24 protein-coding genes are annotated in these 25,373 nt (G+C 64.8%); 19 read left to right on the plus strand and 5 right to left on the minus strand.

Translation table 11 applies throughout. The features are described 5' to 3' along the window. Positions 1-460: 460 nt before the first annotated feature. The gene (locus QCE83_RS29545; protein ID WP_309819562.1) at positions 461-1,237 is read left to right on the plus strand and encodes an N-acyl amino acid synthase FeeM domain-containing protein; all 777 of its coding nucleotides are present in this window, start codon (positions 461-463) and stop codon (positions 1,235-1,237) included. 178 nt (positions 1,238-1,415) lie between these two features. Next, a complete protein-coding gene (locus tag QCE83_RS29550) occupies positions 1,416-4,385 on the plus strand; it encodes a putative bifunctional diguanylate cyclase/phosphodiesterase (RefSeq protein WP_404985847.1) in 2,970 nt (989 codons plus the stop codon). 18 nt (positions 4,386-4,403) lie between these two features. On the opposite strand, the gene QCE83_RS29555 is transcribed toward QCE83_RS29550, so the two are convergent. Further along, positions 4,404-4,613: a hypothetical protein gene (locus QCE83_RS29555; protein WP_309819565.1), complete on the minus strand. Its 210-nt coding sequence runs from the start codon at positions 4,611-4,613 to the stop codon at positions 4,404-4,406. A gap of 221 nt (positions 4,614-4,834) precedes the next feature. Between QCE83_RS29555 and QCE83_RS29560 the strand changes: the two genes are divergently transcribed. Next, on the plus strand, positions 4,835-6,067 hold the full coding sequence (locus QCE83_RS29560; RefSeq protein WP_309819567.1) for an ROK family transcriptional regulator: 1,233 nt from the start codon (positions 4,835-4,837) through the stop codon (positions 6,065-6,067). A gap of 24 nt (positions 6,068-6,091) precedes the next feature. Here QCE83_RS29560 and QCE83_RS29565 read toward each other — a convergent pair whose 3' ends face one another. Then, positions 6,092-6,718 carry a LysE family translocator gene (locus QCE83_RS29565; RefSeq protein WP_309819569.1) on the minus strand — a complete coding sequence of 209 codons (627 nt, stop codon included), beginning with the start codon at positions 6,716-6,718 and terminating at the stop codon, positions 6,092-6,094. 132 nt (positions 6,719-6,850) lie between these two features. On the opposite strand from QCE83_RS29565, the gene QCE83_RS29570 reads away from it, so the two are divergent. From QCE83_RS29570 to hutI, 3 genes are all read left to right on the plus strand, one after another. Further along, complete coding sequence (locus QCE83_RS29570; protein WP_309819570.1) at positions 6,851-7,315, plus strand: Lrp/AsnC family transcriptional regulator; 465 nt, start codon at positions 6,851-6,853, stop codon at positions 7,313-7,315. A 126-nt stretch (positions 7,316-7,441) separates the two neighbouring features. Further along, positions 7,442-9,115, plus strand: coding sequence for a urocanate hydratase (gene hutU / locus QCE83_RS29575; protein WP_309819572.1), 1,674 nt, complete (start codon positions 7,442-7,444; stop codon positions 9,113-9,115). Continuing rightward, complete coding sequence (gene hutI, locus QCE83_RS29580) at positions 9,112-10,332, plus strand: imidazolonepropionase (RefSeq protein WP_309819573.1); 1,221 nt, start codon at positions 9,112-9,114, stop codon at positions 10,330-10,332. Before hutU ends, hutI begins: the two co-directional genes overlap by 4 nt. Before the next feature lie 63 nt (positions 10,333-10,395). Here hutI and QCE83_RS29585 read toward each other — a convergent pair whose 3' ends face one another. After that, on the minus strand, positions 10,396-10,650 hold the full coding sequence (locus QCE83_RS29585; protein WP_309819574.1) for a GlsB/YeaQ/YmgE family stress response membrane protein: 255 nt from the start codon (positions 10,648-10,650) through the stop codon (positions 10,396-10,398). Between the two features lie 238 nt (positions 10,651-10,888). On the opposite strand from QCE83_RS29585, the gene QCE83_RS29590 reads away from it, so the two are divergent. Further along, on the plus strand, positions 10,889-11,377 hold the full coding sequence (locus QCE83_RS29590) for a hypothetical protein (protein ID WP_309819576.1): 489 nt from the start codon (positions 10,889-10,891) through the stop codon (positions 11,375-11,377). A gap of 392 nt (positions 11,378-11,769) precedes the next feature. Further along, complete coding sequence (locus QCE83_RS29595) at positions 11,770-12,066, plus strand: YciI-like protein (RefSeq protein WP_309819580.1); 297 nt, start codon at positions 11,770-11,772, stop codon at positions 12,064-12,066. Positions 12,067-12,089: 23 nt separating this feature from the next. Here the strand turns inward: QCE83_RS29595 and QCE83_RS29600 are convergent, their stop codons facing one another. Then, complete coding sequence (locus QCE83_RS29600) at positions 12,090-13,082, minus strand: LysR substrate-binding domain-containing protein (protein WP_309819583.1); 993 nt, start codon at positions 13,080-13,082, stop codon at positions 12,090-12,092. Between the two features lie 213 nt (positions 13,083-13,295). Further along, on the minus strand, positions 13,296-14,561 hold the full coding sequence (locus QCE83_RS29605) for a mechanosensitive ion channel family protein (RefSeq protein WP_309819585.1): 1,266 nt from the start codon (positions 14,559-14,561) through the stop codon (positions 13,296-13,298). 252 nt (positions 14,562-14,813) lie between these two features. On the opposite strand from QCE83_RS29605, the gene QCE83_RS29610 reads away from it, so the two are divergent. The 11 genes from QCE83_RS29610 (at position 14,814) to QCE83_RS29660 (ending at position 25,290) form a co-directional block, all read left to right on the plus strand. Continuing rightward, entirely contained in the window at positions 14,814-15,779 is a 966-nt protein-coding gene (locus tag QCE83_RS29610; protein ID WP_309819589.1) for a MurR/RpiR family transcriptional regulator, read from the plus strand. Beyond that, positions 15,776-16,771 carry an isoaspartyl peptidase/L-asparaginase gene (locus QCE83_RS29615; RefSeq protein WP_309819591.1) on the plus strand — a complete coding sequence of 332 codons (996 nt, stop codon included), beginning with the start codon at positions 15,776-15,778 and terminating at the stop codon, positions 16,769-16,771. Before QCE83_RS29610 ends, QCE83_RS29615 begins: the two co-directional genes overlap by 4 nt. Next, positions 16,768-18,672: a dipeptide ABC transporter ATP-binding protein gene (locus QCE83_RS29620; protein ID WP_309819594.1), complete on the plus strand. Its 1,905-nt coding sequence runs from the start codon at positions 16,768-16,770 to the stop codon at positions 18,670-18,672. Before QCE83_RS29615 ends, QCE83_RS29620 begins: the two co-directional genes overlap by 4 nt. A 25-nt stretch (positions 18,673-18,697) precedes the next feature. Further along, positions 18,698-20,257 (plus strand): glutathione ABC transporter substrate-binding protein GsiB, encoded by a 1,560-nt coding sequence (gsiB, locus tag QCE83_RS29625; protein WP_309819595.1) that lies wholly within the window; start codon positions 18,698-18,700, stop codon positions 20,255-20,257. A gap of 48 nt (positions 20,258-20,305) precedes the next feature. Beyond that, the gene (gene gsiC, locus QCE83_RS29630) at positions 20,306-21,226 is read left to right on the plus strand and encodes a glutathione ABC transporter permease GsiC (RefSeq protein WP_309819598.1); all 921 of its coding nucleotides are present in this window, start codon (positions 20,306-20,308) and stop codon (positions 21,224-21,226) included. A gap of 16 nt (positions 21,227-21,242) precedes the next feature. Then, positions 21,243-22,133 carry a glutathione ABC transporter permease GsiD gene (gsiD, locus tag QCE83_RS29635; protein WP_309819600.1) on the plus strand — a complete coding sequence of 297 codons (891 nt, stop codon included), beginning with the start codon at positions 21,243-21,245 and terminating at the stop codon, positions 22,131-22,133. Continuing rightward, positions 22,130-23,149: a P1 family peptidase gene (locus QCE83_RS29640; RefSeq protein WP_309819602.1), complete on the plus strand. Its 1,020-nt coding sequence runs from the start codon at positions 22,130-22,132 to the stop codon at positions 23,147-23,149. Before gsiD ends, QCE83_RS29640 begins: the two co-directional genes overlap by 4 nt. Then, on the plus strand, positions 23,146-23,970 hold the full coding sequence (locus tag QCE83_RS29645; protein ID WP_309819604.1) for a M55 family metallopeptidase: 825 nt from the start codon (positions 23,146-23,148) through the stop codon (positions 23,968-23,970). The genes QCE83_RS29640 and QCE83_RS29645 overlap by 4 nt, the downstream gene beginning before the upstream one ends. 86 nt (positions 23,971-24,056) lie before the next feature. Further along, complete coding sequence (locus tag QCE83_RS29650; RefSeq protein WP_309819606.1) at positions 24,057-24,275, plus strand: hypothetical protein; 219 nt, start codon at positions 24,057-24,059, stop codon at positions 24,273-24,275. Between the two features lie 57 nt (positions 24,276-24,332). Then, complete coding sequence (gene crcB / locus QCE83_RS29655) at positions 24,333-24,710, plus strand: fluoride efflux transporter CrcB (protein ID WP_309819608.1); 378 nt, start codon at positions 24,333-24,335, stop codon at positions 24,708-24,710. Between the two features lie 106 nt (positions 24,711-24,816). Next, complete coding sequence (locus QCE83_RS29660) at positions 24,817-25,290, plus strand: GNAT family N-acetyltransferase (protein ID WP_309819610.1); 474 nt, start codon at positions 24,817-24,819, stop codon at positions 25,288-25,290. The last annotated feature ends 83 nt before the right edge of the window (positions 25,291-25,373 follow it).

Genomic DNA, 25,373 nt, shown 5'->3' on the forward strand with positions numbered 1-25,373 from the left:
GTTCATTCGATTACGGGTGAATCCGGATTTTCTCCATTTATGCCGTTTCGCAGGATCTGCGAAGCGACGCATACAGCAAACGTTACCGTGTCGCCTTTCTCCAGTGTTTTCCAGTATTTACGATGTCCTCCGAAAAGGTTTTTCGAACGCTATTCTTCATCAGGCTTCTTACGTCGTCAGCACAGCACGCCCTCGTTGCCATTTCACTCAATTTCCGGCTCGCATATATCAGTAACGCATATGCATATTTCGGCTTGCGGCGGCTGTCTGACGGTCGATTCGTCGATTAGAAGCTTTCCTCCAATGCTTTAGCCTGAAATTTGCTGGGAAACGGCGGCAAGCGCGCACCCCCGTATTTGACTTCGTGAGAGGCTCGTTGAGCCGTGTGTGAGGAACTCACCCAAAACCGTCCTTCACACACGGACCTTTCCTATCGCCAAGAAAAAATGGGGTATTACAAATGGAACGTCTTAACCTTGCCAATCACACCGCCGCTAACCTGACTGAAGCAGCGGGCCGCCCGACTCTCACCGTGGTACCCACGCTTCAGAAAACGGAGCGGATGCCGTTTACGATTCGTATCGTCCGTGACGATGCGGGGCTCCAAAAGGCCGTGAGCATCAGACGTTCGGCCTATGGGCGTCATCTGCCCGAATTCGCCGATACGATGACCATCGAATCCTCCGACCGCGATCGCGGCACGGTCGTGCTGCTGGCGGAATCGAAGCTCGATGGCGCGCCGCTCGGCACCATGCGCATTCAGACCAATGCGTATAGCCCGCTGGCGGTGGAGCAGTCGGTGCGTCTGCCCGACGAACTGGCCGGCAGCCGGCTCGCGGAAGCGACCCGGCTCGGCGTGGCGGGCGGAATGGTGGGACGGGTGGTGAAGGTGGCATTGTGCAAGGCGCTGTGGATGCTGTGCGAACTGCACGAGATCGACTACATGGTGATCACGGCGCGTACGCCGCTGGACCGCGAGTACGAAGCGATGCTCTTCAAGGACGTGTTCGGCGTCAACGAGTTTCTGCCAATGACGCATGTCGGCGGCCTGCCCCACCGGGTACTGGCCAAGGATGTCGCCGCCGCGCGCCAGCGTTGGGAGGAAGCGCGTCATCCGCTGTTCAACTACATGGTCAATACGCACCATCCGGACATCGATTTGCATTCTGTAGATTTATCTTTTGAGTGGGAAACGGTAGGATGTTCCAAGACCCCGTTGATGGCTTACGGACGGTAAAAATATCGGTTTCGTGCGGGTAAAAAAGTACGGTCGTATCTAGGACGGTAATAGCAAAAAAACCGGACACGGAGCGGTCCGGTTGGCCAGAAGCGGCGGCGCCCGGGGATTCACACGGCTCCGCCGCCGCTTTGCGTAGACGCATCGGGCGTCGGCGCACACGGGGGTTTTTCCAGGTATGGCGTCGGTTATTCCAGCTTCCCTTTCGCGTATCAGACGCAGCGGCTCGTGGATCGACGACGCGATTTATGTCGTCGCGGTTTATGCCGTGCCCGTCCTGATTCTGCTCGGCACGCTGGCCACGCTTTATTTTCTGCCGCGCCAATATGAAACCCGCGGCGCCATTCCGCTTTCTTTACAGGTTGTTGCCGATCGGAGCGATATCACCGACCCTGCCGACGCCCTCGAGGCATTGCACGGGACCGCGCCGGTCACGAATTACAGCACGCGTCTCTCCGAAAAACCCATCTGGTTCAGCTTCACCTTGCCCAGCATGAGCGCGGACGCGTCGACGGCCGCGGAACTGCCGTCGCGTCACGCGCAAACCCTCGTCTGCTGGAATGCGAGCACACTCGCGCCGCTGGGAACGGCGGATCGCGACAGCGTCAGCGGCTATATGCATCCGGTCAAGGCCGGTTATTACATTCAGGCCGGCCGCCTGCGCCAATCTGAAAACATTCTCTGTAAAGGCACATTTTCAGGTCCCGCGCAAATCAACGCTTTTGCCTGGGAATGGCAAGGCCTGCGTAGTTCGGCGCTCGATTTCCAGGAAAGCTCGGGGCTGATTGCCGGTGGCTTGCTGACGCTCGCCGTTTTCGTGTTTGTCACTGCGCTGATCAATCACGAATGGACCTACGTGATCTTCGCGGTATGGCTGGTCGGCAATCTGCGTTTGTGCGCGAATGCAATGGGCTGGGACATGCAATGGCTCGGCCGCATGCTGCCGTCCGATTACCTTCAGCCGTTGCGGCAAATTACCTTCGCCGCTTATTACCTGCTGACCGCCGCGCTATTCCAGCAGTTGTTCAGGCGTGAACTGCGGGTGGTCGGTTACCGGTGGCTGCTGCGGGTCATTCAATACGTCGGCATCGTATTGCTCGCCGCCGCGCTCGCGCTGCCGTACGCGTACTTCATTCCGGTGCTGTGGGTCATCGCCGGCTTCGGCATCTGCGTGCTGCTGTTCTTCCTCGTCCGGCTCGTGTGGATGGCGCGCTCACGCACCGTGCTCTGGTATGTGGCGTCCCTCGCCGTCGTGCTCTTCGCCACCTTTTCCGAAGTCCTCGGCGCGGCCTTCGGGCTGAAGTTCCTGGTGGGCGGCGTCAATACCGTGATGGCCGCGTTGTCGTCGAGCATGATGGCGGCGTTCGCCATCGCCGAGCAGATGCGCGCCGAGCGCGACTTCCGTCGTCAGGCGCAAATGGAACTGCGCAATACCTACGAAGTCACGCCTATCGGCCTCTTCACGCTCGACGCCGAAGGTCACTTCGTGCGCGCGAATCCGTCATTGCGCGCGATGCTCGACCTGCAGAAGTCCGACTACAAGATCCGTCACTGGAACGACTATTTCGAGGCAGGCGCGTGGGGCGCGCTCCAGGCGCTGGCGTCGAAGGGCAGCGACGGCGAACTCGAAATGAGCGGTTCGCCCGAACGCGGCACCGGGGAGCGCCGTTACCTGCTGAAGGCCATCCGCTCGAACGGCTGGATCGAAGGCTCGCTGCAGGACACGACGGAGCGTTCGAGGGCCGTCGAGCGCCTGCGGTTCCTCGCCGAACACGACCCGCTGACCGGCTCGCTGAACCGGCGCGGCATCGAGAAGGCGATCGCCGCGCAAAGCGATGAAACGTTGCCGTGGGCGCTGGCGTACGTCGATCTCGACCGCTTCAAGCTCGTCAACGACCTGTTCGGCCATCGCAGCGGCGACGAAGTGCTGCGCCAGGTCGCGGCGCGCACGCGGGCGCATTTTGCGCGCAGCTATCCGGTAGGGCGTATCGGCGGCGACGAGTTCGTCTGCGTGATGCACGACACGTCGATCGAAGAGGCCATCGCGCAATGCCGCGAGCTCATCTCCATTCTCTCCGACGCGCCGTATCAGGTCGGCAATCGCGCGTTCCAGGTGAAGGCGTCGATCGGTCTGGTCGAATGTTCGCAGGGCGTGCGGGTGCAGGAAGCGCTGTCGCACGCGGACCGCGCGTGCCGCGAGGCGAAGAAGGTCGCGCACACGCATCTGGTCACGTATCGCAAGGGCGCGGCCGCATTCGAGGAGCGCGCGGAAGAATTGAAGCTGGTCGAAACGCTCGGCCGCAATCGCCTGCCGCCGGGCCTGTTCCTCGTCATGCAGCCGATCATGTCGCTCGCGGCGCCCACCGAATCGCTCAACTTCGAAGTGCTGCTGCGCATGCGCGCGCCCGACGGCGCCACGCTGCCCGCCGGCAAGGTGATCGTTGCGGCGGAGGAATCGGGCAATATCGCGGCCATCGACCGCTGGGTCATCTCCACACTCCTCGAATGGATCGAGGCGCACCAGCATCTGCTGGCCAACACGCAGTTCATCTGCGTCAACCTGTCGGGCGGCTCGCTCAACGACGAGCAGTTCATGGAGGACATCTTCGCGCTGTTCGGGCGTTACCAGTCCATCGTGCATTACCTCTGCCTCGAAATCACCGAAAGCGTGGCGCTGCACGATCTCGAGAACACGCAGCGCTTCATCGCGCGCGTGCATGACATGGGCGGCAAGATCGCGCTCGACGACTTCGGCGCGGGCTACACGTCATTCAAGTATCTGAAGGCGCTGTCGGCGGATGCGCTGAAGATCGACGGTGAGTTCGTGCGCTCGATGTGCGCGCATCCGGCGGATATCGCGATCGTCGAGGCGATCGTCGCGCTGGCGCGCAATCTCGGCATGCGCAGCGTCGCGGAGTGGGTGGAGGACCTGGATACCTTGCGGGCGCTGCAGGAAATCGGCGTCGATTACGTGCAGGGCTACCTCGTTGCGCGGCCGCAGGAGAGCACCGCCATTCTCACGGCGGCGTCGGCGGCGAGCTTCCTCAAGGATCCGGATGTGGTGAGCTTCGTGGAAGGACTCTCGGAGCCCGTCCAGGCCACCGTCTTCAATTACGACTGGCAGGCGCGCGCGTCGGGCACGCACTGAAGCGCGCCGGTCCGTCGATCACGCGGTGTCCATCTCGTTGAGAATCTTGCTTGCCGCGATGGGAATGCGCGTGTCGTCCCATTGCGCGAGCCACTGGATTTCCTTGCGGGTGAAATAGCCCGGATGATTGCGCAGCGCGAACTGCAGCGAATCGACGATGTGATCGCGGATGATCTGGGGCGCGTTGTCGTCGTTGACGATGGCGTGCAGCGCTTCGAGTGTGCTCATGTTTCGGCGGGGTTTGATGTGATGAAGGATCCTGCCGCCGAACATAACCGACTCAAAAATCGCGTCAAAAATAATGGTTGAGGCTGGCCGACCGGCAAGCCGGGCGCTTGCCGGAATCGGAACCGGCCGCTTTAGCCGATAAAATCAGCAGAATGAGCCACACGGGGACCCGTTCATGAAAGTTGTCCGACGCGCGCGGCCGCGCCGCGAGGCCCGCGCCGATGCCTGATCCCAGGACCGAGCGGGCGCCTTCCGTCTCCACGCAATCCATCGGCTCGAATCAACTGGGCATGCGCCAGTTCAACGAGCGCATCGTCCTGCAGGCCATCCGCCTGCACGGCGCGTTGCCCAAGGCCGACATCGCTCGCCTCACGCGTCTCTCCATGCAGACGGTTTCGCTGATCGTCGATCATCTGATCGGCGACGGCCTGCTCGCCAAGGAACCGCGCACGCGCGTGCCGGGGCGCCTCGGCCAGCCGTCGGTGCCCATTTCGCTGCGCGCGGACGGCGCGTTTTCGATCGGCGTGAAGGTGGGACGGCGCAGTCTCGATGTGCTGTCGATGGACTTCGCCGGCAACGTGCGCGCGCGCGAAACCCTCGACTACGCCTATCCCGATCCGCGCACGCTGTTTCCGGCGCTCGAAAAGCGTCTCGTGCGCGTGACCACCGCGCTTGGCGAGCACGCCAGCAAGATCGCCGGGATCGGTGTGGCCGCGCCGCTGTGGCTCGGCGGCTGGCGCGATTTCTTCGACACGCCCCCCGACGCGCTCGCGGCGTGGAACGAGATCGACATCCGCGCGCGCATTAGCGCGATGACCGCGTTGCCGGTCGAGTTTGCGAAGGACACGACCGCCGCTTGCGCCGCCGAACTCGTGATGGGACAGGGGCGCGGGCTGCGCAATTTCCTCTACGTGTTCATCGGCACCTTCATTGGCGGCGGGCTCGTGATCGATGGCCGGCTGCACGCGGGCCCCGGCGGCAATGCGGGCGCGATCGGTTCCCTGCCGCTCACCCGCAGCGCCAGCGATGGACAGCCGGGGCAACTGCTCAATACGGCATCGGTGTATGTGCTGGAGAAGGCGTTGGCCGCCGCGGGCGCGCCCGCCGAGGCGGCCCACGACGCACGCGCGTGGTCCAGCGCCTGGCGGCCGCTCGCGCAAGCGTGGATGAGCGAGACGTGTCCGGCCATCGCGCACGGGATCGCATCGTCGGCGGCGTTGCTGGATCTGGAGGCGGTGGTGATCGACGGAGAAATCGATCGCACGCTGTTGCGCGAAGTGATCCGTGCCACCGATCAGGCCCTGTCCGGTTTCGACTGGCAAGGCATGACGCGGCCGCGTCTGGTGGAAGGGCAGATTGGCCCCGACGCCCGCGCGATGGGCGGCGCGATCCTGCCGCTCTATGCCCATTTCGCGCCGAAGCACGAACTCTTTCTGAAGCCGCTGGAAAGCTGACTTGTCCGCGAAAGGCCGCGCGCTTTAGTCCAGCGACAGCCGCACGGCGAAGGCGAGCAGCGCGGCGGAAAAGGTCCAGCGCTGCACGGTCTGCGCTCTCGGATGGCGCTTGAGCCAGCCGGAGAGATGCGTGGTGCCGGCGGCCAGCGCGAGATCGAACGCCATGCCGACAATCACCAGCACCACGCCCAGTTCAAGCACTTGCGACCACACCGGCCCGGCTTCCGGATGCACGAATTGTGGCAGCAATACGGAGCAGAAGAGCAGCGCCTTGGGATTGAGGATGCTGCTCAGGATGCCTCTCGCATAGGCGGCGCGCAGCGTCGGCGCGCCGGCGCCGGCGGGCGGGGTATCGAGTCCGAAGGCCGGCGAGCGGAAGATCTGGATCGCGACATAGGCGAGATACAGGCCGCCCGCGATGCGCACGCCGTCATAGAGCCAGGGCGCACTGCGCAGCAGCGCGGCGACGCCGAGCGCCGAGAGCGACACATGCGTGGCGCGGGCGGAGGCCAGTCCGCCGGCCACCGCGACGCCATGACGGATGCCCCGGGTCGCGCTCGTTTGCAGGACGAGCGCCATGTCGGGCCCCGGCAACGCGTAGACGATGGCGAGCGCGCCGATGAAAACCCAGAGCAGATGTGCCGAAACCATGATGTTGAAACTCCTTTTCGAGGGCTTCATCGTGCCATGACGCGCGGGGCGAATTCTGGCAATTTCAGATACAGACTCGTGTTGATAGGCTTCTTTCCGCTAAAATATTCGGCGATAAAAGGGGAAACCACCATGACCGATCTGGACCGAATCGATCGCGCGATGCTCGCCGCGCTTCAGCAGGACGGACGCATGCCGGTCGCGAAGCTCGCCGAGCGCGTCGGCCTGAGCGAAACACCTTGCGCTCGGCGGCTGAAGCGTCTGGAGAGCGAGGGATTCATCGACGGGTATCGCGCCGTACTGTCGCGCAAGGCGCTGCAACTCGGCGTCATCGCGTTCGCGCAGGTGCGTTTCAGCGTTCACGACCGCGCGCTTTCCGACCGTTTCGAGCGCGAGATTCGCGGCATTTCCCGCATCCTGTCGTGCCACAACATTTCGGGCACCGCGGATTACCTGCTGCAAGTAGTCGCGCGCGATCTGGACGAGTACGGCGAATTTTTGCGCGATGTATTGCGGACGCTGCCGGGCGTGACGGCGGTGGAATCGATGCTGTCCTTGCGCGAGATCAAGCGCGACAGCGGGCTGCCGATGGCATAGGTATTGTCTATACAAGAATGCCATCTTATAAAGCTCAGGCAATGCGAAAAGCCTCGGGTTCGCCCTAATACAACCTAAGTTGTATATACAAGAAGATGAGGTCGATCGACCTTTCAGGAGCTGCCCGTGACTTCATCTTCCCGTTTCCGCGACATCGAGATTCGCGCGCCGCGTGGCGTCCAGCTGAACGCCAAAAGCTGGCTGACCGAGGCGCCGCTGCGCATGCTGATGAACAACCTCGATCCCGAGGTCGCCGAAAATCCGCGGGAACTGGTGGTGTACGGCGGCATCGGCCGGGCGGCGCGGGACTGGGCGTGCTTCGACAAGATCGTCGAGACGCTGAAGCGGCTCGAAGCCGACGAGACGCTGCTGATCCAGTCGGGCAAACCGGTCGGGGTGTTCCGGACGCATGAGAACGCGCCGCGCGTGCTGATCGCCAATTCGAATCTCGTGCCGCACTGGGCTAGCTGGGAGCATTTCAACGAACTCGACGCCAAGGGTCTCGCCATGTACGGCCAGATGACCGCCGGCAGCTGGATCTACATCGGCAGTCAGGGCATCGTGCAGGGCACGTACGAGACCTTCGTCGAAGCGGGACGGCAGCATTACGCCGGCGACCTCAAAGGTCGCTGGGTCCTTACGGCAGGGCTGGGCGGCATGGGCGGCGCGCAGCCGCTCGCCGCGACGCTGGCGGGCGCGTGTTCGCTCAATATCGAATGCCAGCAGAGCCGTATCGATTTCCGCCTGAAGACGCGTTACGTCGATGAACAGGCCACCGATCTCGACGACGCCCTCGCACGCATGCAGCGCTACACCGGCGAGGGTCGGGCGGTTTCTGTGGCGCTGTGCGCCAACGCCGCCGACGTGCTGCCCGAACTGGTCCGGCGCGGCGTGCGTCCGGACATGGTCACCGACCAGACGAGCGCGCACGATCCGCTGAACGGCTATCTGCCGAAGGGCTGGACCTGGGCGCAGTACCGCGATCGCGCACAGAGCGATCCCGCGGGCACGGTGAAGGCCGCGAAGCAGTCGATGGCGGAGCACGTGCGCGCGATGCTCGCGTTCCGCGAACAGGGCGTGCCCACCTTCGACTACGGCAACAACATCCGCCAGATGGCCAAGGAAGAAGGCGTCGCGAACGCGTTCGACTTTCCGGGTTTCGTGCCGGCGTATATCCGGCCGCTGTTCTGCCGGGGCGTCGGGCCGTTTCGCTGGGCCGCGCTGTCCGGCGATCCGGAAGACATCTACCGCACCGATGCAAAAGTGAAGGAATTGATCGCCGACGACGCCCATCTGCATCGCTGGCTCGACATGGCGCGCGAACGCATCAGCTTCCAGGGCTTGCCTGCGCGCATCTGCTGGGTCGGGCTGGGCCAGCGCGCGAAGCTCGGCCTCGCGTTCAATGAAATGGTGCGCAACGGCGAGCTGTCCACGCCGGTCGTGATCGGCCGGGATCATCTCGATTCGGGTTCGGTCGCGAGCCCGAATCGCGAGACCGAAGCGATGCGCGACGGCTCCGACGCCGTCTCCGACTGGCCGCTCCTCAACGCGCTGCTCAACACCGCGAGCGGCGCGACATGGGTGTCGCTGCATCATGGCGGCGGCGTCGGCATGGGTTTCTCGCAACATGCGGGCGTCGTAATCGTGTGTGACGGCAGCCATGAAGCCGATGCCCGCATCGCTCGCGTGCTGCACAACGATCCGGCGAGCGGCGTCATGCGTCATGCGGATGCGGGCTACGACATCGCCGTTGAATGCGCGCGCGAGCAAGGCCTCGATCTGCCGATGATCACGCGATGAAGACACTCTGGCATCACTGCCACGCCGCGACGATGGCGCAGGGAGCGTATTCGATCATCGAAGACGCGGCGATTCTCACCGATGGCCCGCGCATCGAGTGGATTGGTCCGCGCGCGGCGGCGCCCGAGTTGAATGGATGCAAGCGCGTCGATCTGCAAGGCGCGTGGGTGACGCCCGGTCTGATCGACTGCCACACGCATCTCGTGTTCGGCGGCGATCGCAGCGGTGAGTTCGAAGAGCGCCTGCAAGGCGTGAGCTACGCCGACATCGCGGCGCGCGGCGGCGGCATCGCCGGAACGGTACGCGCGACCCGCGCAGCCAGCGAGGACGCCTTGTTCGACGACGCGCGCACGCGTGCGCTCGGCTTGCTGCGCGAAGGCGTGACGACGATCGAAGTGAAGTCCGGCTATGGTCTGGATCTCGCCAGCGAGCGCAAGATGCTGCGGGTCGCGCGCCGTCTCGCCGATGCCCTGCCGCTGACGGTGCGCGCCACCTGTCTCGCCGCGCACGCGTTGCCGCCCGAATACGCCGCGCGCGCGGATGATTACATCGGCCATATTTGCGATTTCATGCTGCCTGCGCTCGTGGCCGAAGGTCTCGTCGATGCCGTCGATGCCTTCTGCGAGCACATTGCCTTCTCGCCGCAGCAAGTGGAGCGCGTATTCCGGCGCGCGCAGGAACTCGGCGTGGCCGTCAAGCTGCACGCGGAACAGTTGTCGTCCCTGCATGGCGCGACGTTGGCGGCGCGCTATCGGGCGCTCTCTGCGGATCATCTCGAATACATGACCGAAGGCGATGCCGAAGCGATGGCGCAGTCCGGCACCGTCGCCGTGCTGCTGCCGGGCGCGTTCTATCTGTTGCGGGAGACGCAGTGTCCGCCGGTCGATGCGCTGCGCCGCCACCATGTACCCATCGCGCTCGCGAGCGACATGAATCCGGGCACGTCGCCCGCGCTGTCGTTGCGGCTGATGCTCAACATGGGCTGCACGCTGTTTCGCCTGACGCCGGAAGAAGCGCTCGCCGGCGTGACGCTTCATGCGGCGCGGGCGCTGGGTCTCGATGCCACGCATGGCTCGCTCGAAGCGGGCAAGACGGCGGATTTCGTTGCGTGGCGGATCGGCCGGCCTGCCGAACTAGCCTATTGGCTGGGTGGCGCACTGCCCGCGCGGGTCGTGCGCGGCGGCGAGGAACTGGACTTCGCGCGTCTGCCTGCATAGACGACGCGCATAAAAAACGCCTCGCCCGATACAGGGCGAGGCGTTGACGATTTCAATGCAGGCTCACGTGCTGCGCTTGCGGATCATCCCCCAGATGACCAGCAGCACGATCGCGCCGATCACGGAAGCAATCCAGCCGGCCGGCTGCCCCGGCTGATACCAGCCGAGCGCGCGGCCCACATAACCGGCGATCAGCGAGCCGGCGATGCCGAGCACGATGGTCATGATCCAGCCCATGCTGTCGTCGCCGGGCTTGACGGCGCGCGCGATCAGGCCGACGACGAGTCCCACGATCAAAGTACCGATGAATGCGAACATGCGCTTGCTCCTTAGCAGTAGTTGACGGCTTCTGACCTGAGCTGCCGGTTGTTTCCGGGAACAGCCGGTAGCTTCAAATTAGCACGGCGCACTGCGTTTGGGTATGACAGGGCCATGCCGAAGCACGCGAGGCCGGGATCGGCCATTCGGACGGTTGCATCAGCACGAACAATGCCGCGCGTCGTTCACACGGTAAAATCCGGCGCATTGCCTCACTGCATGCTTGCGCATCTACGCCATGACCGATTCCGAATTTCCCTCCGCCGACGAAGCCATCCACGAAGACCGCCTGTGGCGCGATGACGGCTGGACCGCGCGGGTCATCAAGAACGAAGACGACGACGGCTGGGCTGTCGCGATGATCCAGGCGGGCGAGGCCGAGCCCGCGCTCGTCGGCCCGTGGACCATGGGCCGCGACAAGAAGAACCCCAAGCCGCTCGACGGCGCGGCGTTCCGCACGCTGGTGAAGACCGCCTCGGAAGTGCTGCGCCGCCACGAACAGCAGCGGCATGCAATGCTGCACAAGAACGTGACGATCGAAGTGAACGGCGAGGAAATCACCGTGACGCTGGAGATCGTGCCCGATGAAGACGATCCCTACGCCAATCTGAAAGCGCTCGATGCCTTCGGCACGCAGCTCGCGCATGTGCGCGTCTCGCCGGCATTCAAGCTCTCGAAGGCAAGCGCCGAGCGCTGGGCGGAGAACGATTTCACCAAGCCGAACTGAGCCACGGCGGCGGCGCTTCAACGTCGAAACAGGGCAAGCAGACGCCGCGCGCGCATGCGCAGCCATGAGCACCACGTACGCCCCGTCTCGCTCCGGGTCATCGTCAGCGTGATGAACACGTGCGTGGCGGGTGGCTCGGGCGCACGCTTCGCTGCATCGAACCGGGAAGTCCACGGGCACGTCCGGCAGTCGTGCGTCAAACAGGTATTGCAGGGCGGTTGATTGCAGCTCATGACGGTCCTCGGCGGCTTCGCTTCATGATGTGCGAAGCCGTTTCGCAAAGGGATAGGACAGGTCCGATTGCCACTTGAACCGCGACGCAAACCGTCGCGTTGAAATTGCGCCAGAATCAGCTAAATCGGCGGTCCGCCGATTCACTCCGGGAGAAGGCGATGCATCACCTGTTGATCTACGAACTGTGTGCGGACTATCTGGAGCGTCGCGGCGAGTTTCGCGATGCGCATCTCGCGCTGGCGTGGGCCGCCGTCGAGCGCGGCGAGATCGTGCTGGCAGGCGCGCTCGACGACCCCGCCGACCGCGCCATGCTGCTGTTTCACAGCGATTCGCCTGCGGTGGCGGAGGCGTTCGCGAGGAACGACCCGTATGTGACCAACGGCCTGGTCACGCGCTGGGAAGTGCGCAAGTGGAATACGGTCGTCGGCGCGAACGCAGCGACGCCGGTGCGCTGACCTCTACGCCTGATAAAACGTCATCAAGCGTCCGCCGTCTCCTCTTCAGGACGATCGCGCCGCGGACCGCTACGCCGCTGCGCCGAGCGATACAGGTTCGTCAGCGTGTCGTCGATCAGCTGCGAGCGCTCGAACAGCGTCGCCAGCCAGTCGACGAACACCGACACGCGCGGCGTCGCCTGACGGCTCTTCAGGAACGCCACCGACACCTTGAGCGGCGGCGCCTTCAGATCCGGCAGCACTTCGCGCAACTGGCCGGAACGCAGATACGGCTGCGCCGCGATGCGCAGCGGCTGGATCAGCCCGAGCCCTTCGATGCCGCAAGCGAGATAGGCATGCTCGTCGGCCACTTGCACGAAGCCGCGCATCTTCATCGTGACGGGCTCGCCGTCCACGTCGAAATCGAAGTCGGCGGGGCGGCCCGTCTTCTCCGACACGCAGTTCACCGCGACATGCTGCGCCAGATCGCCGAGCGTCGCGGGCGCGCCATGCTTCTCCAGATAAGCGGGGCTCGCGCACGTCACCTGTTCGAGCACGCCGAGACGCCGGGCGATCAGACCGGAATCCGGTAGTTCACCCAGTTGCACGCTGCAATCCACGCCGCTGCCGACCAGATCCACGTTGCGATTGCCGATGCCGAGCGAGAGCTCGATCTGCGGAAAGCGCGCATGGAATTCGGGCAGCGCGGGCACGACGATGGACGTCGCGACGGTATCCGGCATTTCCACCCGCAGGCGGCCGCGCAGGCGTTCTTCGCCCGCGCCGAAACCGGATTCGAGTTCGTCGATGTCGGCGAGAATCTGCGCGCTGCGTTCGTAGTACGCCGCGCCGTCGACGGTGAGATTCAGGCGCCGGGTCGTGCGTGCAAGCAATTGCACGCCGACCAGCGCTTCGAGTTGTTGCACGGTCGTCGAAACACTCGCGCGCGGCATGCCGAGTGATTCGGCGGCGCGCGTGAAACTGTTCGTATCGACGACACGCGTAAAGACACGCATGGCATGGACGCGATCGATCACGTTGAGTTTTCCCTTGATGACGATTGAATGGCGATGCGCGAGAAAAAGCGTCTCCGCCGCGGCTGCAAGGCTGCGGAAAAAGGGCGCATCGGCGATGGTTAGATCGTACGGACGGGAGACGTCAACGTGAATACACAAAACTGGAGGATTCTTGCCTGATCCTTTTTTCAGGGTGGACCCTGACGAAGAGCATCGGGCAAGGCGCCACGCGGCTCAGAGCGTCGGCATCTCGCCGCGCAGGCGCCCGGCCATGCCATTGAAGTCCGAGCCCGACGGCGCCTGATACAGCCGCAGCCCCATCTCGGGAAGGATGGACAGCAGATGGTCGAACACGTCGCCCTGGATGCGCTCGTATTGCGTCCATGCGGTCGTCGCGGTGAAGCAGTAGACCTCCACCGGAATGCCTTGCGACTCCGGCTCCATCATCCGCACCATGATCGCCATGTCCTGGCGGATCTCCGGATGCCGTTGCAGATACGCCAGCCCATAGGCGCGGAACGTGCCGATGTTCGTGAGCCGCCGGCGATTGGCCGGTTCGTTCGCAAGTTCGCCGAGATTGCGGTTGGCCTGTTCCACTTCCGTCTGCTTCTGTTCGAGATAGTCGTGCAGCAGGCGGAAGCGCAGCAGCCGCGCGGTTTCCTCTTCGGTCAGGAAGCGCACGCATTGCGCGTCGATACGCAGCGTGCGCTTGATGCGCCGCCCGCCCGATTCGAACATGTGCCGGTAATTGCGGTAGCTCTCCGAAAAGAGCTTGTAGGTGGGCACCGTCGTCACGGTGTTGTCCCAGTTCTGCACCTTGACCGTGTGCAGCGCGATGTCCTTCACGAAGCCGTCGGCGGCGGCCTGCGGCATCTCGATCCAGTCGCCGATGCGCAGCATGTCGTTCGACGTGAGCTGGGTGCTCGCCACCAGCGACAGCAGCGTGTCCTTGAACACGAGCAGCAGCACGGCGGAGAGCGCGCCGATGCCGGACAGCATCCAGAGCGGCGAACGGTCGATGAGAATCGACAGCACCAGCACGCCGCACACCAGCGCGAGCGCCAGCTTGCCGATCTGGATATAGCCCTTGATCGAGCGCGTCTGCGCTTCCTTGCTCTCCGCGTAGACGTCCTGCCAGGCGGACAGCGCGCTGCCGGCGGCGAGAAACGCGCAGATCCACGCGCCGGCATGCGCCACGCGGCCGATCATCGTGGCCCAGTGACCGACGTGCGGCACCTCGTCGATCCCGAGCGCGACTGTCGCGAAGGGCACCGCGTACCAGAGCCGGTGATAGGCGCGCCGCCGGATGAACGCCTGATCCCACTTCACGTGACCGGCCAGCACCAGCAAGCGGTGCGCGAGATACAGGACGATGCGCGCCACGACCCATTGCACGAACAGCGCGATGAGCGCGAGCGCGATGAATCCCGCAAGGGTTTGCGCCCACGGATGGGCGTCGAGTTGTTGTGGCAGCGTGCCGGGAAGGAAGTCGAAATTCATGCTGGGTCGTTGGCCGGTGGGCGCACGCCTTGCAGCGCGTCTGGCCCCGTATTGTGCATGAAGGCGCAAGGCGAGGGCATCGGACAGTGCCGAACCAGGAATCAGTGGAAGCGGCGACAAAGCCTCCCGGAAAACCCGAGTTCGATGAAAATGAATTTTTTTTGGCGAGTTTTTCGAGTAAATATACTTTCATCGCTCACTGGCAACGAACTCGCGCGCTCCATGTCCCGAACGCAGTCAGTCCCCGCTCACATGCAGACAACGGCTCATGCCGATGATCTGATCGCCGCGCGCATCACCGCGGCCATGCCGACTCTGACGCCGATCCACCGGCGCATGGGGGCCTTCGTGCTGGCCAACCTGTTCCGTTCGGCGACCATGCGGATCGACGAACTGGCGAGCGCGGTGGGCGCATCGGTGGCGACGGCGAACCGCTTTGCCCGCGCGCTCGGCTTCTCCGGCTATCCGGCGTTTCGCGAGGCGCTGGTGCGCGGCTTCGAGGCGACCATCGCGCCGGTCGAACGGCTGCGGACCGCGCTCGAACAGCCCGCGAGCGCCGCCGACGTGTTCGATGCGTCGCTGGCGCAGGCGGTGGCGAACCTGCATCTGGCGCAAACCTCCGTCGATGCCGCGACGGCCGAGACCATCGTGGACGCCATCCTCGCCGCGCCGCGCGTGTTCGTGCTGGGCTATGGCGCGAGCGCGTTCCTGGCCGGACTGATGGAGCACGGCCTCACGCCGTATTGCGCGAACGTGCAGTCGCTGACGCTGATGGGCGGGCCGTCGCACGCGGCGCGCCGCCTGTTCACCGCGACGCCCGGCGACGTGCTCGTGGCGATTGCATTCCCGCGCTATGTGGACGACACCATCACGCTGGCGCGGCGCGCGCGCGCTCACGGTTTGCGCGTCATCGCGCTGACGGATCATGCGGCCTCGCCGCTCGCGCAGGTGGCGGATCTCGTGCTCGCGATCCGCGCCGAGCGGCGGCTCGCGGCGAATTGCGATACGGCCGTGCTGGCCGTCGTCGAAGCATTGTGCGATGCGGTCGCGCACCGGGCGAAGCGCTCGGTGGAGGCTGCATCGGGTCTGACCGAATTCGTGTTGCCCTGGCTCGTCGTGCCGCCGGCGCCGTCGGCGTCGCCCGAAGCGCCGGGGCTGCGGGCCAGCCGGCCCGCCACGACGAAGCGACACCTTCAACCGGAACCGCGCGAATCATGAACGCCATCCCCGTCATCGCCATTCACGGCGGCGCAGGCACCATCGTGCGCAGCGCGATGAACACCGATGCCGAAGCGCGCTATCACGCCGCGCTCAACGAGATCCTGGGCGCGGCCCAGCGCCTGCTCGCCGAGGGCGGCAGCGCGCTCGACGCAGTCACCGAGGCCGTGCGCCTGCTCGAAGACTGTCCGCGCTTCAACGCTGGCCACGGCGCCGTGTTCACGGCGGCGGGCACGCATGAACTCGATGCTTCCGTGATGGACGGCGCGACGCTCGAAGCCGGTTCGGTCAGCTGCGTGACGCGCGTGAAGAATCCGGTGCTGGCGGCGCGACGGGTGCTCGACGTGAGCGATCACGTGATGTTCACGGCAGCGGGCGCGGAAGCGTTCGCGGCGGCGCAGGGGCTGGAATTCGTCGAGCCGTCGTACTACTACACCGAGGCGCGCCATCAGCAATGGCTGAAGGCTCGCGGCACCTCGCGCACGATGCTCGATCACGACGCCGCGACCTTTGCGTTCGCGGGTGCGTCGGATAGCACGGATGCGCCGGGCGAAGACGATCCGCTCGATCCGGCGAAGAAGTTCGGCACGGTCGGCGCGGTCGCGCTCGATGCGCACGGCCATCTCGCGGCGGCGACATCGACGGGCGGCATCACCAACAAGCAGGCCGGCCGCGTCGGCGATGCGCCGCTGATCGGCGCGGGCTGCTACGCCAGCGACGCCACCTGCGCCGTGTCCACCACCGGCACGGGCGAGATGTTCATCCGCATGCTCGCGGCCTATGACGTGGCGGCGCAAATGGAATATCGCGGCGTGTCGCTCGACGAAGCGTCGCGCGATGTCGTGATGAACAAGCTGCCGCGCATCGAAGGACGCGGCGGTCTAGTCGCCGTCGATGCACGCGGCAACGTCGTGCTGCCGTTCAACACCGAAGGCATGTATCGCGGCTACGCGCGCGTCGGTGAAGCGCCCGTCACGGCGATTTACCGATGATCGATACGGCCAACACGCTTCCCGGTTCGCGCGTCATCGACGTGCGTAATCTGTCGGTGTCGTTCCGCTCGCGTGCGCGCACCGTCGAGGCCGTGCGCCGAGTGTCGTTCGCCGTCGACCGTGGCGAGACGCTGGCGATCGTCGGCGAGTCGGGCTCGGGCAAGTCGGTGACGTCGCTCGCGCTGATGCGGCTCGTCGAGCATGGCGGCGGGCGGATTTCGGCGGGCCGCATCGACTTCAGGCGACGCAACGGCCAGGTGCTGGATCTCGCGAAGGCATCTTCGGCGACGATGCGCGGCGTGCGCGGCGCCGACATCGCGATGATCTTCCAGGAGCCGATGACCTCGCTCAATCCGGTCTTCACGGTCGGCGACCAGATTGCGGAAGCCATCGCGCTGCATCAGGGCAAGAGCCGCGGCGAATCTCGTGCGGAGGCGTTGCGCCTGCTCGATCTCGTGCGCATTCCCGAATCGAAGCGCGTGTTCGCGCGCTATCCGCACCAGTTGTCGGGCGGCATGCGCCAGCGCGTGATGATCGCGATGGCGCTGTCGTGCAAGCCCGCGCTTTTGATCGCCGACGAGCCCACCACCGCGCTCGACGTGACCATCCAGGCGCAGATCCTGCAACTCGTGCGCGGCTTGCAGGACGAGATGAACATGGGCGTGATCTTCATCACGCACGACATGGGCGTGGTCGCCGAAGTGGCGGATCGCGTGCTCGTGATGTATCGCGGCGAAAAAGTGGAGGAGGCGGATTCCGACCAGCTGTTCCACGCGCCGCAGCACCCGTACACGAAGGCCTTGCTCGCCGCCGTGCCCACGCTGGGCGCGATGCACGGCACCGACCGTCCGGCCAAGTTCCCGATCCTCGAAGTCGCGCCGGTGGAAGCCGCGCCCGACGATGCAAGCGCGTTGCGCCCTTCGGCGGCGGTGGAACACGAGACCCAACCCGCCGTCGATCAGGCTACGCCGCCCATCCTGCGCGTGCGCGACCTGGTCACGCGCTTCCCGGTGAAGACCGGCCTGTTCGGCCGCACGACGGCGGCGGTGCATGCGGTCGAACGCGTGAGCTTCGACCTGCGCCCGGGCGAGACGCTGGCGCTCGTCGGCGAATCGGGCTGCGGCAAGTCGACCACCGGGCGCTCGCTGCTCAGGCTGGTGGAAAGCCAGAGCGGTTCCATCGAGTTCGACGGACGCGACATCAGCAAGCTGCAAGGGCACGAACTCCAGGCCCTGCGGCGCAATATCCAGTTCATTTTCCAGGACCCGTTCGCCTCGCTCAATCCGCGTCTGACTGTGGGCTTCTCGGTGATGGAGCCGCTGCTGGTGCATGGCGTCGCGAGCGGCCGCGAAGCGCAGGCGCGGGTCGACTGGCTGCTCGACAAGGTCGGCTTGCCGCCGGAAGCCGCGCAGCGCTATCCGCACGAATTCTCGGGTGGACAGCGGCAACGCATCGCCATTGCACGCGCGCTGGCGCTGAACCCGAAGGTCGTGATCGCCGATGAATCCGTCTCCGCGCTCGACGTCTCCGTGCGCGCGCAGATCGTCAATCTGATGCTCGATCTGCAACGGGAACTGGGCGTTGCCTATCTGTTCATTTCGCACGACATGGCCGTGGTCGAACGCGTGAGCCATCGCGTGGCGGTGATGTACCTGGGGCAGATCGTCGAGATCGGGCCGCGCGCCGCCGTGTTCGAGGCGCCGCGTCATCCCTATACGAGAAAGCTGATGAGCGCGGTGCCGGTGGCGGACCCCGCGCGCCGCCATGCGCAGCGCATGCTCGCCGCCGATGAAATTCCGAGCCCGATCCGCGCGCTCGGAGACGAACCCGTAGTCGCGAAACTGGTTGCGGTCGGACCAGACCACTTTGTCGCCGAGCATCACGTGGGCGGCGCTTACTAAAAGCACTTCAACAAGGAGTCAACCGATGCCGTCCTCTCGTCCTCATTCGTTGCGCGCGCTGATTGCAGCCGGCGCCTTTGCGACGCTCGCCGCGCTCGGCCCGGTCACGGCGGCGCATGCGCAAAGCACCGCTGTGATGGCCGTCGCCTCGACCTTCACGACGATGGATCCGTACGACGCCAACGACACGCTCTCGCAGGCGGTGGCGAAGTCCTTCTATCAGGGGCTGTTCGGCTTCGACAAGGACATGAAGATCCAGAACGTGCTCGCCACCAGCTACGAGGCGAGCCCGGACGCGAAGGTCTACACGATCCACTTGCGCAAGGACATCAAATTTCACGACGGCACCGACTTCAACGCAGACGCGGTGAAGGCCGTGTTCGACCGGGTCACGAATCCGGACAACAAGCTCAAGCGCTACAACCTGTTCAACAAGATCGAGAAGACCGAAGTGATCGATCCGTACACGGTGAAGATCACGCTGAAGATTCCGTTCTCGGCGTTCATCAACGTGCTGGCGCATCCGTCGGCGGTGATGATCTCGCCGACCGCGCTCAAGAAGTACGGCAAGGAGATTGCGTTCCATCCGGTCGGCACGGGGCCGTTCGAGTTCGTCGAATGGAAGCAGACCGACGACCTGAAGGTGAAGAAGTTCGCCGGCTACTGGAAGAAGGGCTTGCCGAAGATCGACATGATCGACTGGAAGCCGGTGGTGGACAACAACACCCGCGCCGCGCTGATGCAGACCGGTGAAGCGGACTTCGCGTTCTCGATTCCGTTCGAGCAGGCGGCCACGCTCAAGTCGAGCCCGAAGGTGGACCTGGTTGCGGCGCCGTCCATCATCCAGCGCTATGTCAGCATGAACGTGCTGCAAAAGCCGTTCGACAATCCGAAGGTGCGCGAGGCGCTCAACTACGCCATCAACAAGGAAGCGCTGGTCAAGGTCGCGTTCGCGGGCTACGCGGTGCCGGCTGAAGGCGTGGTGCCGCCGGGCGTCGATTACGCGACCAAGCTCGGCCCCTGGAAATACGATCCGGCAAAGGCGCGCGAACTGCTGAAGGAAGCGGGCTATCCGAACGGCTTCGAGACCACGCTGTGGTCCGGCTATAACCACACGACCGCGCAGAAGATCATCCAGTTCGTGCAGCAGCAGCTCGCGCAAGTGGGCGTGAAGACGACGGTCGAAGCGCTCGAAGCAGGGCAGCGCGTGCAGCGCGTCGAGAGCGCGCCGGATCCGAAGACGGCGCCGGTACGCATGCTGTACATCGGCTGGTCGTCGTCGACGGGCGAAGCGGACTGGGCCATTTCGCCACTGCTGGGCGGCTCGTCGTTCCCGCCGAAGCTCTTCAACACCGCGTACTACAAGAACGACAAGGTCGACGACGATCTCGCGAAAGCGCTCGCCACGACCGATCGCGGCGAGAAGGCGAAGCTCTACGCCGACGCGCAGAAGCAGATCTGGACCGATGCGCCGTGGATCTTCCTCGTCACGGAGAAGGTGGTGTACGCGCACAGCAAGCGTCTGTCCGGCGCGTACGTGATGCCTGACGGCTCGTTCAGCTTCGACGAGATCGCGCTCAAGTAATGGCCCGTGGCCGGGCTTCGCCGCCCGGCCGCTCTCTCACTCAAAACGATGCTCACTTTCCTCGTCAAGCGTCTGTTCGGCCTGCTGCCGACGCTCGTCATCGTCGCGGTGCTGGTGTTCTTCTTCGTGCACATGCTGCCGGGCGATCCGGCGCGGCTCGCCGCCGGTCCCGAAGCCGACGCACAGACCGTTGCGCTGGTGCGCGCCGATCTCGGTCTCGACAAGCCGCTGCCGCAGCAACTGGTGAGCTTCTTCGGCAAGATCGTGCAGTTCGACTTCGGCACCTCGACGCGCAGCAAGCGGCCCGTCTCGACGGAAATCGCCGAGCGCTTCATGCCTACACTCTGGCTCACGCTCGCGAGCATGGTGTGGGCCGTGATCTTCGGCATGGCGATCGGGATTGTCTCGGCGGTGTGGCGCAATCGCTGGCCTGACCGGCTCGGCATGACGCTCGCCGTCTCCGGTATTTCGTTTCCGGCGTTCGCGCTCGGCATGCTGCTGATCGAGATTTTCTCGGTGAAGCTCGGCTGGCTGCCGATTGTCGGCGACGGCACCTGGAAGGGCTACGTGCTGCCGTCCATCACGCTGGGCGCGGCTGTTGCGGCGGTGATGGCGCGCTTCACGCGGGCGTCCTTCGTCGAAGTGCTGGGCGAGGACTTCGTGCGCACTGCGCGCGCGAAGGGCGTCCACGAGCCGATGGTGATCGTCAAGCACTGCCTGCGCAACGCGATGATCCCGGTCGTCACGATGATGGGCCTGCAATTCGGTTTCCTGCTCGGCGGCTCGATCGTGGTCGAGAAGGTGTTCAACTGGCCGGGGCTCGGACGGCTGCTCGTCGATGCCGTCGAGATGCGCGACTACCCGGTGATCCAGGCGGAAGTGCTGCTGTTTTCGCTCGAATTCATCGTGATCAATCTGGTCGTGGACGTGCTGTACGCCGTCATCAACCCGACCATCCGTTTCAAGTAAGTCAAGCGAGGACCGCATGAGCGCGACCGCAGAAAGCGCAGTGAATGCCGCGCAGGAGATCCGCACGCCGTGGCGCGAATTCTGGCGCAAGTTCAAACGGCAGCATGTTGCATTGATCGCGGCCGGGTTCGTGCTGCTGCTGGTGGTGATCGCGATCATCGCGCCGTATATCGCGCCCTATGATCCGGAGAACTACTTCGACTACGACGCGCTCAACGCGGGTCCTTCGGCGGCGCACTGGCTCGGCGTCGATTCGCTCGGGCGCGATATCTTGAGCCGCATCCTCGTCGGCAGCCGCATCTCGTTGACGGCAGGCTTGCTGTCGGTGGTGATCGGCGCGGTGATCGGCACGTTCTTCGGGCTGCTCGCCGGTTACTACGAAGGCTGGTGGGACCGCATCGTGATGCGCGTCGCCGACGTACTGTTCGCGTTCCCGGGCATTTTGCTGGCCATCGGCGTCGTCGCGATTCTCGGCAACGGCATGGTGAACGTGGTGTGCGCGGTCGCGATCTTCAGCATTCCCGCGTTCGCGCGGCTGGTGCGCGGCAACACGCTCGCGCTCAAGCATCTGACTTATATCGAGGCGGCGCGGAGCATCGGCGCGTCGGACTGGACGATTCTCGCGCGGCACATCCTGCCGGGCACGATTTCATCGGTGGTCGTGTACTTCACGATGCGCATCGGCACGTCGATCATCACCGCCGCCAGCCTGTCGTTCCTCGGCCTCGGCGCGCAGCCGCCGACGCCCGAGTGGGGCGCGATGCTCAACGAAGCACGCGCCGACATGGCCATGGCGCCGCACGTCGCGATCTTCCCGAGCCTGGCCATCTTCTTCACGGTGCTCGCCTTCAACCTGCTCGGCGACGGCCTGCGCGACGCGCTCGATCCGAAGCTCGACCGGCCATGATGCAGGCACCGCATATCGGCAGGTTGCGGGCGGGCGCGCGCGGCAGCATCGCGGACGTCGCCGGCGTGAGCGTCGGGCATTGCACCCTCGATCAGGACGCGATCCAGACCGGCGTCACGGTGCTGCGTACTCATCCGGGCGATCCGTATCGCGCGAAGACGCCCGCCGGCGTCTGCGTCATCAATGGCTTCGGCAAGAGCGTCGGGCTCATGCAACTCGAAGAACTCGGCGTGCTCGAAACGCCGGTCGCGCTGACCAACACGTTCGGCGTCGGCACGGTCGCGAATGCGCAGATTCGGGCAGCGATTTGCGCGAATCCGCGCATCGGGCGCGAGGAGCCGAGCGTCAATCCGCTCGTGCTCGAATGCAATGACGGCTATCTCAACGACTTGCAAGCGCTTGCCGTGGAGGAAGCGCATTACGGCAGCGCGCTCGATGCCTGTAACGCCACGTTCGAGCGCGGTGCGGTGGGCGCGGGGCGCGGGATGTCGTGCTTCGATCTGAAGGGCGGCATCGGCACGGCGTCGCGCGTGGCGCGCGTCGAGGCAAGCGATTACACGACCGGCGCGCTCGTGCTCGCCAACTTCGGCCGCTTGCCGCAACTGACCATCGACGGTGTGGCGCTCGGCCGCGAGCTGCACGGCGATACGAAAGCGAGGCCCGAGCAAGGCTCGATCATCATGCTCGTCGCCACCGACGCGCCGCTCGATGCGCGCCAGTTGCGGCGGCTCGCGCAGCGCGCGGCGGCGGGCCTTGCGCGCACCGGTTCGGTCTATGGCCACGGCAGCGGCGACATCGCGCTGGCCTTCTCGACGGCTTATACGGTGCCGCACGACGCCGCCTACGTGAACGTGCCGTCGCTGCTCGCCGACGCTGCGCTCGACCCGTTGTTCCAGGCCGCCGCCGACAGCATCGAGCAAGCCATTCTCGATGCGCTGTTCAGCGCGCAGACGGTTACCGGGCGCGACGGCCATCGGCGTGTGTCGCTCAACGAAGCTTTGCAGGCGCGATCATGAAAGTCCTTATTTCGACGGATATCGAAGGCATTGCGGGCGTGTTCCATCCGGAGCAGGTGCGCGCCGGCAACGGCGAGTACGAGCAGGCGCGCCGCTGGATGTCGCGCGAGGCCAACGCCGCCGCACTCGGCGCGTTCGAAGGCGGCGCGACGCAGGTATGGATCAACGATTCGCACGGCGGCTTTCGCAATCTGCTGCCCGACCTGTTCGATCCGCGCGTGCGCCTCGTGCTCGGCAAGCCGCGTACGCTCGGCATGATGGCCGGGCTCGAAGCCGCGCCCGACGTGGTGTTCTTGATCGGCTATCACGCGCGAGCGCAAAGCCGCGGCATCCTCGCGCACACGATCAACAGCGGGGCGTTCGCGCGCGTCACGCTCGACGGCGAGGAAACCGGCGAAGCGGGCCTGTACGGCCGGCTCGCCGAGGAACGCGGGGCACGTGTCGCGCTGCTCACCGGCGACGACGTATTCGGCGCCGAAACGCTGCCCGTCTTTCCCGGCGCGCGCTTCCTGTGCGTCAAGACCGCACACGGCTATTCGAGCGGCGTAACAGAAACGCCCACAGCCGCCTGCGAGGCGATCCAGCTCGCGGCGCGGGAGACCATCGAAGGCGCGGCCTCGCTTGATCGGATGCCTAAGCTTTCGCGCGCCGCGCATCGCTGTGAACTGCGCGCGCAGAGCAGCGCCTACGCCGATCTCTTCGGCCAGTGGCCTGCGCTTGAACGCATCGATGCCGTGACGCTCGCTTTCGATGCGCCCTGCATCGAGCATGTGGTGCGCACATTAAATTGCCTTTCGGCAATGTCCTTCATGTTACGTTAAGCGCCTTATCGGATCGGGTGGTGTGTCGCTAGAATGGAGCCCGCCGTCATACTGGCTAAACTTGACGCACATGGCAGGCGACCCTCATGCACGACGTGAAGCTCGAACACAACGACGACGAAACCCTCGATCCCGCGGCGCCGCAGGTGGCGGCGCGCGGCTCGCTGTTCATCGACGGCCATGACGCCGGCAGTTGGGAAGAGCGGCGCGACGGCACTTGGGCCGCGCACGTGCGGCATCGCGACGGCTGGATCGTCGAGCCGAGCCGGGACGCGCTGATCAGGCGGCTCGCCGGCGCGGCATGAGTCCGCCCGCGCATCATCTGCACCATCCAATCAACCTCGAAATGCTTCAACACTGACATGTATCTGTCGATCATCGCCGTTGGAATCGGCGGCGGCCTGGGGTCGCTGCTCAGATGGGTCCTGGGCCTGCGTCTCAACGCCGTCTTTCCGAACCTGCCGCTCGGCACGTTCGCGGCCAACGTCATCGCGGGCTACATCATCGGCGTGGCGGTCGCGGTCTTCGCGCGCTTCCCCGACATCCCGGTGGAATGGCGGCTCTTCATCATCACCGGGCTGATGGGCGGGCTCTCGACGTTCTCGTCGTTTTCCGCCGAAGTGGTCGCGCATCTCCAGCAAGGACGGCTCGGCTGGGCATTCACCGAGATCGCCCTGCACGTGGGCGCCTCGCTGCTCATGACCGCGCTCGGCATCGCGACGGTCGCCGTGGCGGCCTGACACGACCCATTCCGTAACAGCACCGGCGTTGTCGCGCGCATCGTTTCAAACGTTTGCGCGTCGCTGACGCAATGGTTTTTTCTCTTGAAAGCAGGAAGGTGAAGATATGGCAGGGTATCCGCTCATCGAAGTCAGACCCTATCAGCCGAGCGATCTGGGCGCCGTGATCGAGCTGTTTCAGCACTCGATCCGCGAAACAGCATCGGCCGATTACAACCAGGAGCAGATCGATGCGTGGGCGCAAGTCGATCGCGACGAATGGGAACTGGCCCGCATCAGCCGGCCGACCTGGGTGGCTTTGCTTGACGGCGACATCGCCGGATTCACGGATCTGGAAGAGAACGGGCTGGTGGACATGATGTTCGTCCATCCGAAGTATCAACGCAAAAGCGTCGGGACCTCGCTGCTCGCACGGATCGAGGCCGAGGCAGGCGAGCGCGGCATCACCTGTCTGCACACCTATTCCAGCGTCACGGCAAAGCCGTTCTTCGACTATTGCGGCTTCACAATGCTGCTGGCGCGCGCAGTGGTCGTGCGCGAGCAGCGCTTCATCCAGTACGTCATGGAGAAAGTCCTGTAACCAACAAAATGTATAGACAACATGCGCATTCTTCCGGTTTGAGGACTGGTGGAATCCCGCATGAACAGTGTTTCGACCTTGTC

It is taken from the genome of Caballeronia sp. LZ034LL (assembly GCF_031451215.1).
GTDB lineage: Bacteria > Pseudomonadota > Gammaproteobacteria > Burkholderiales > Burkholderiaceae > Caballeronia.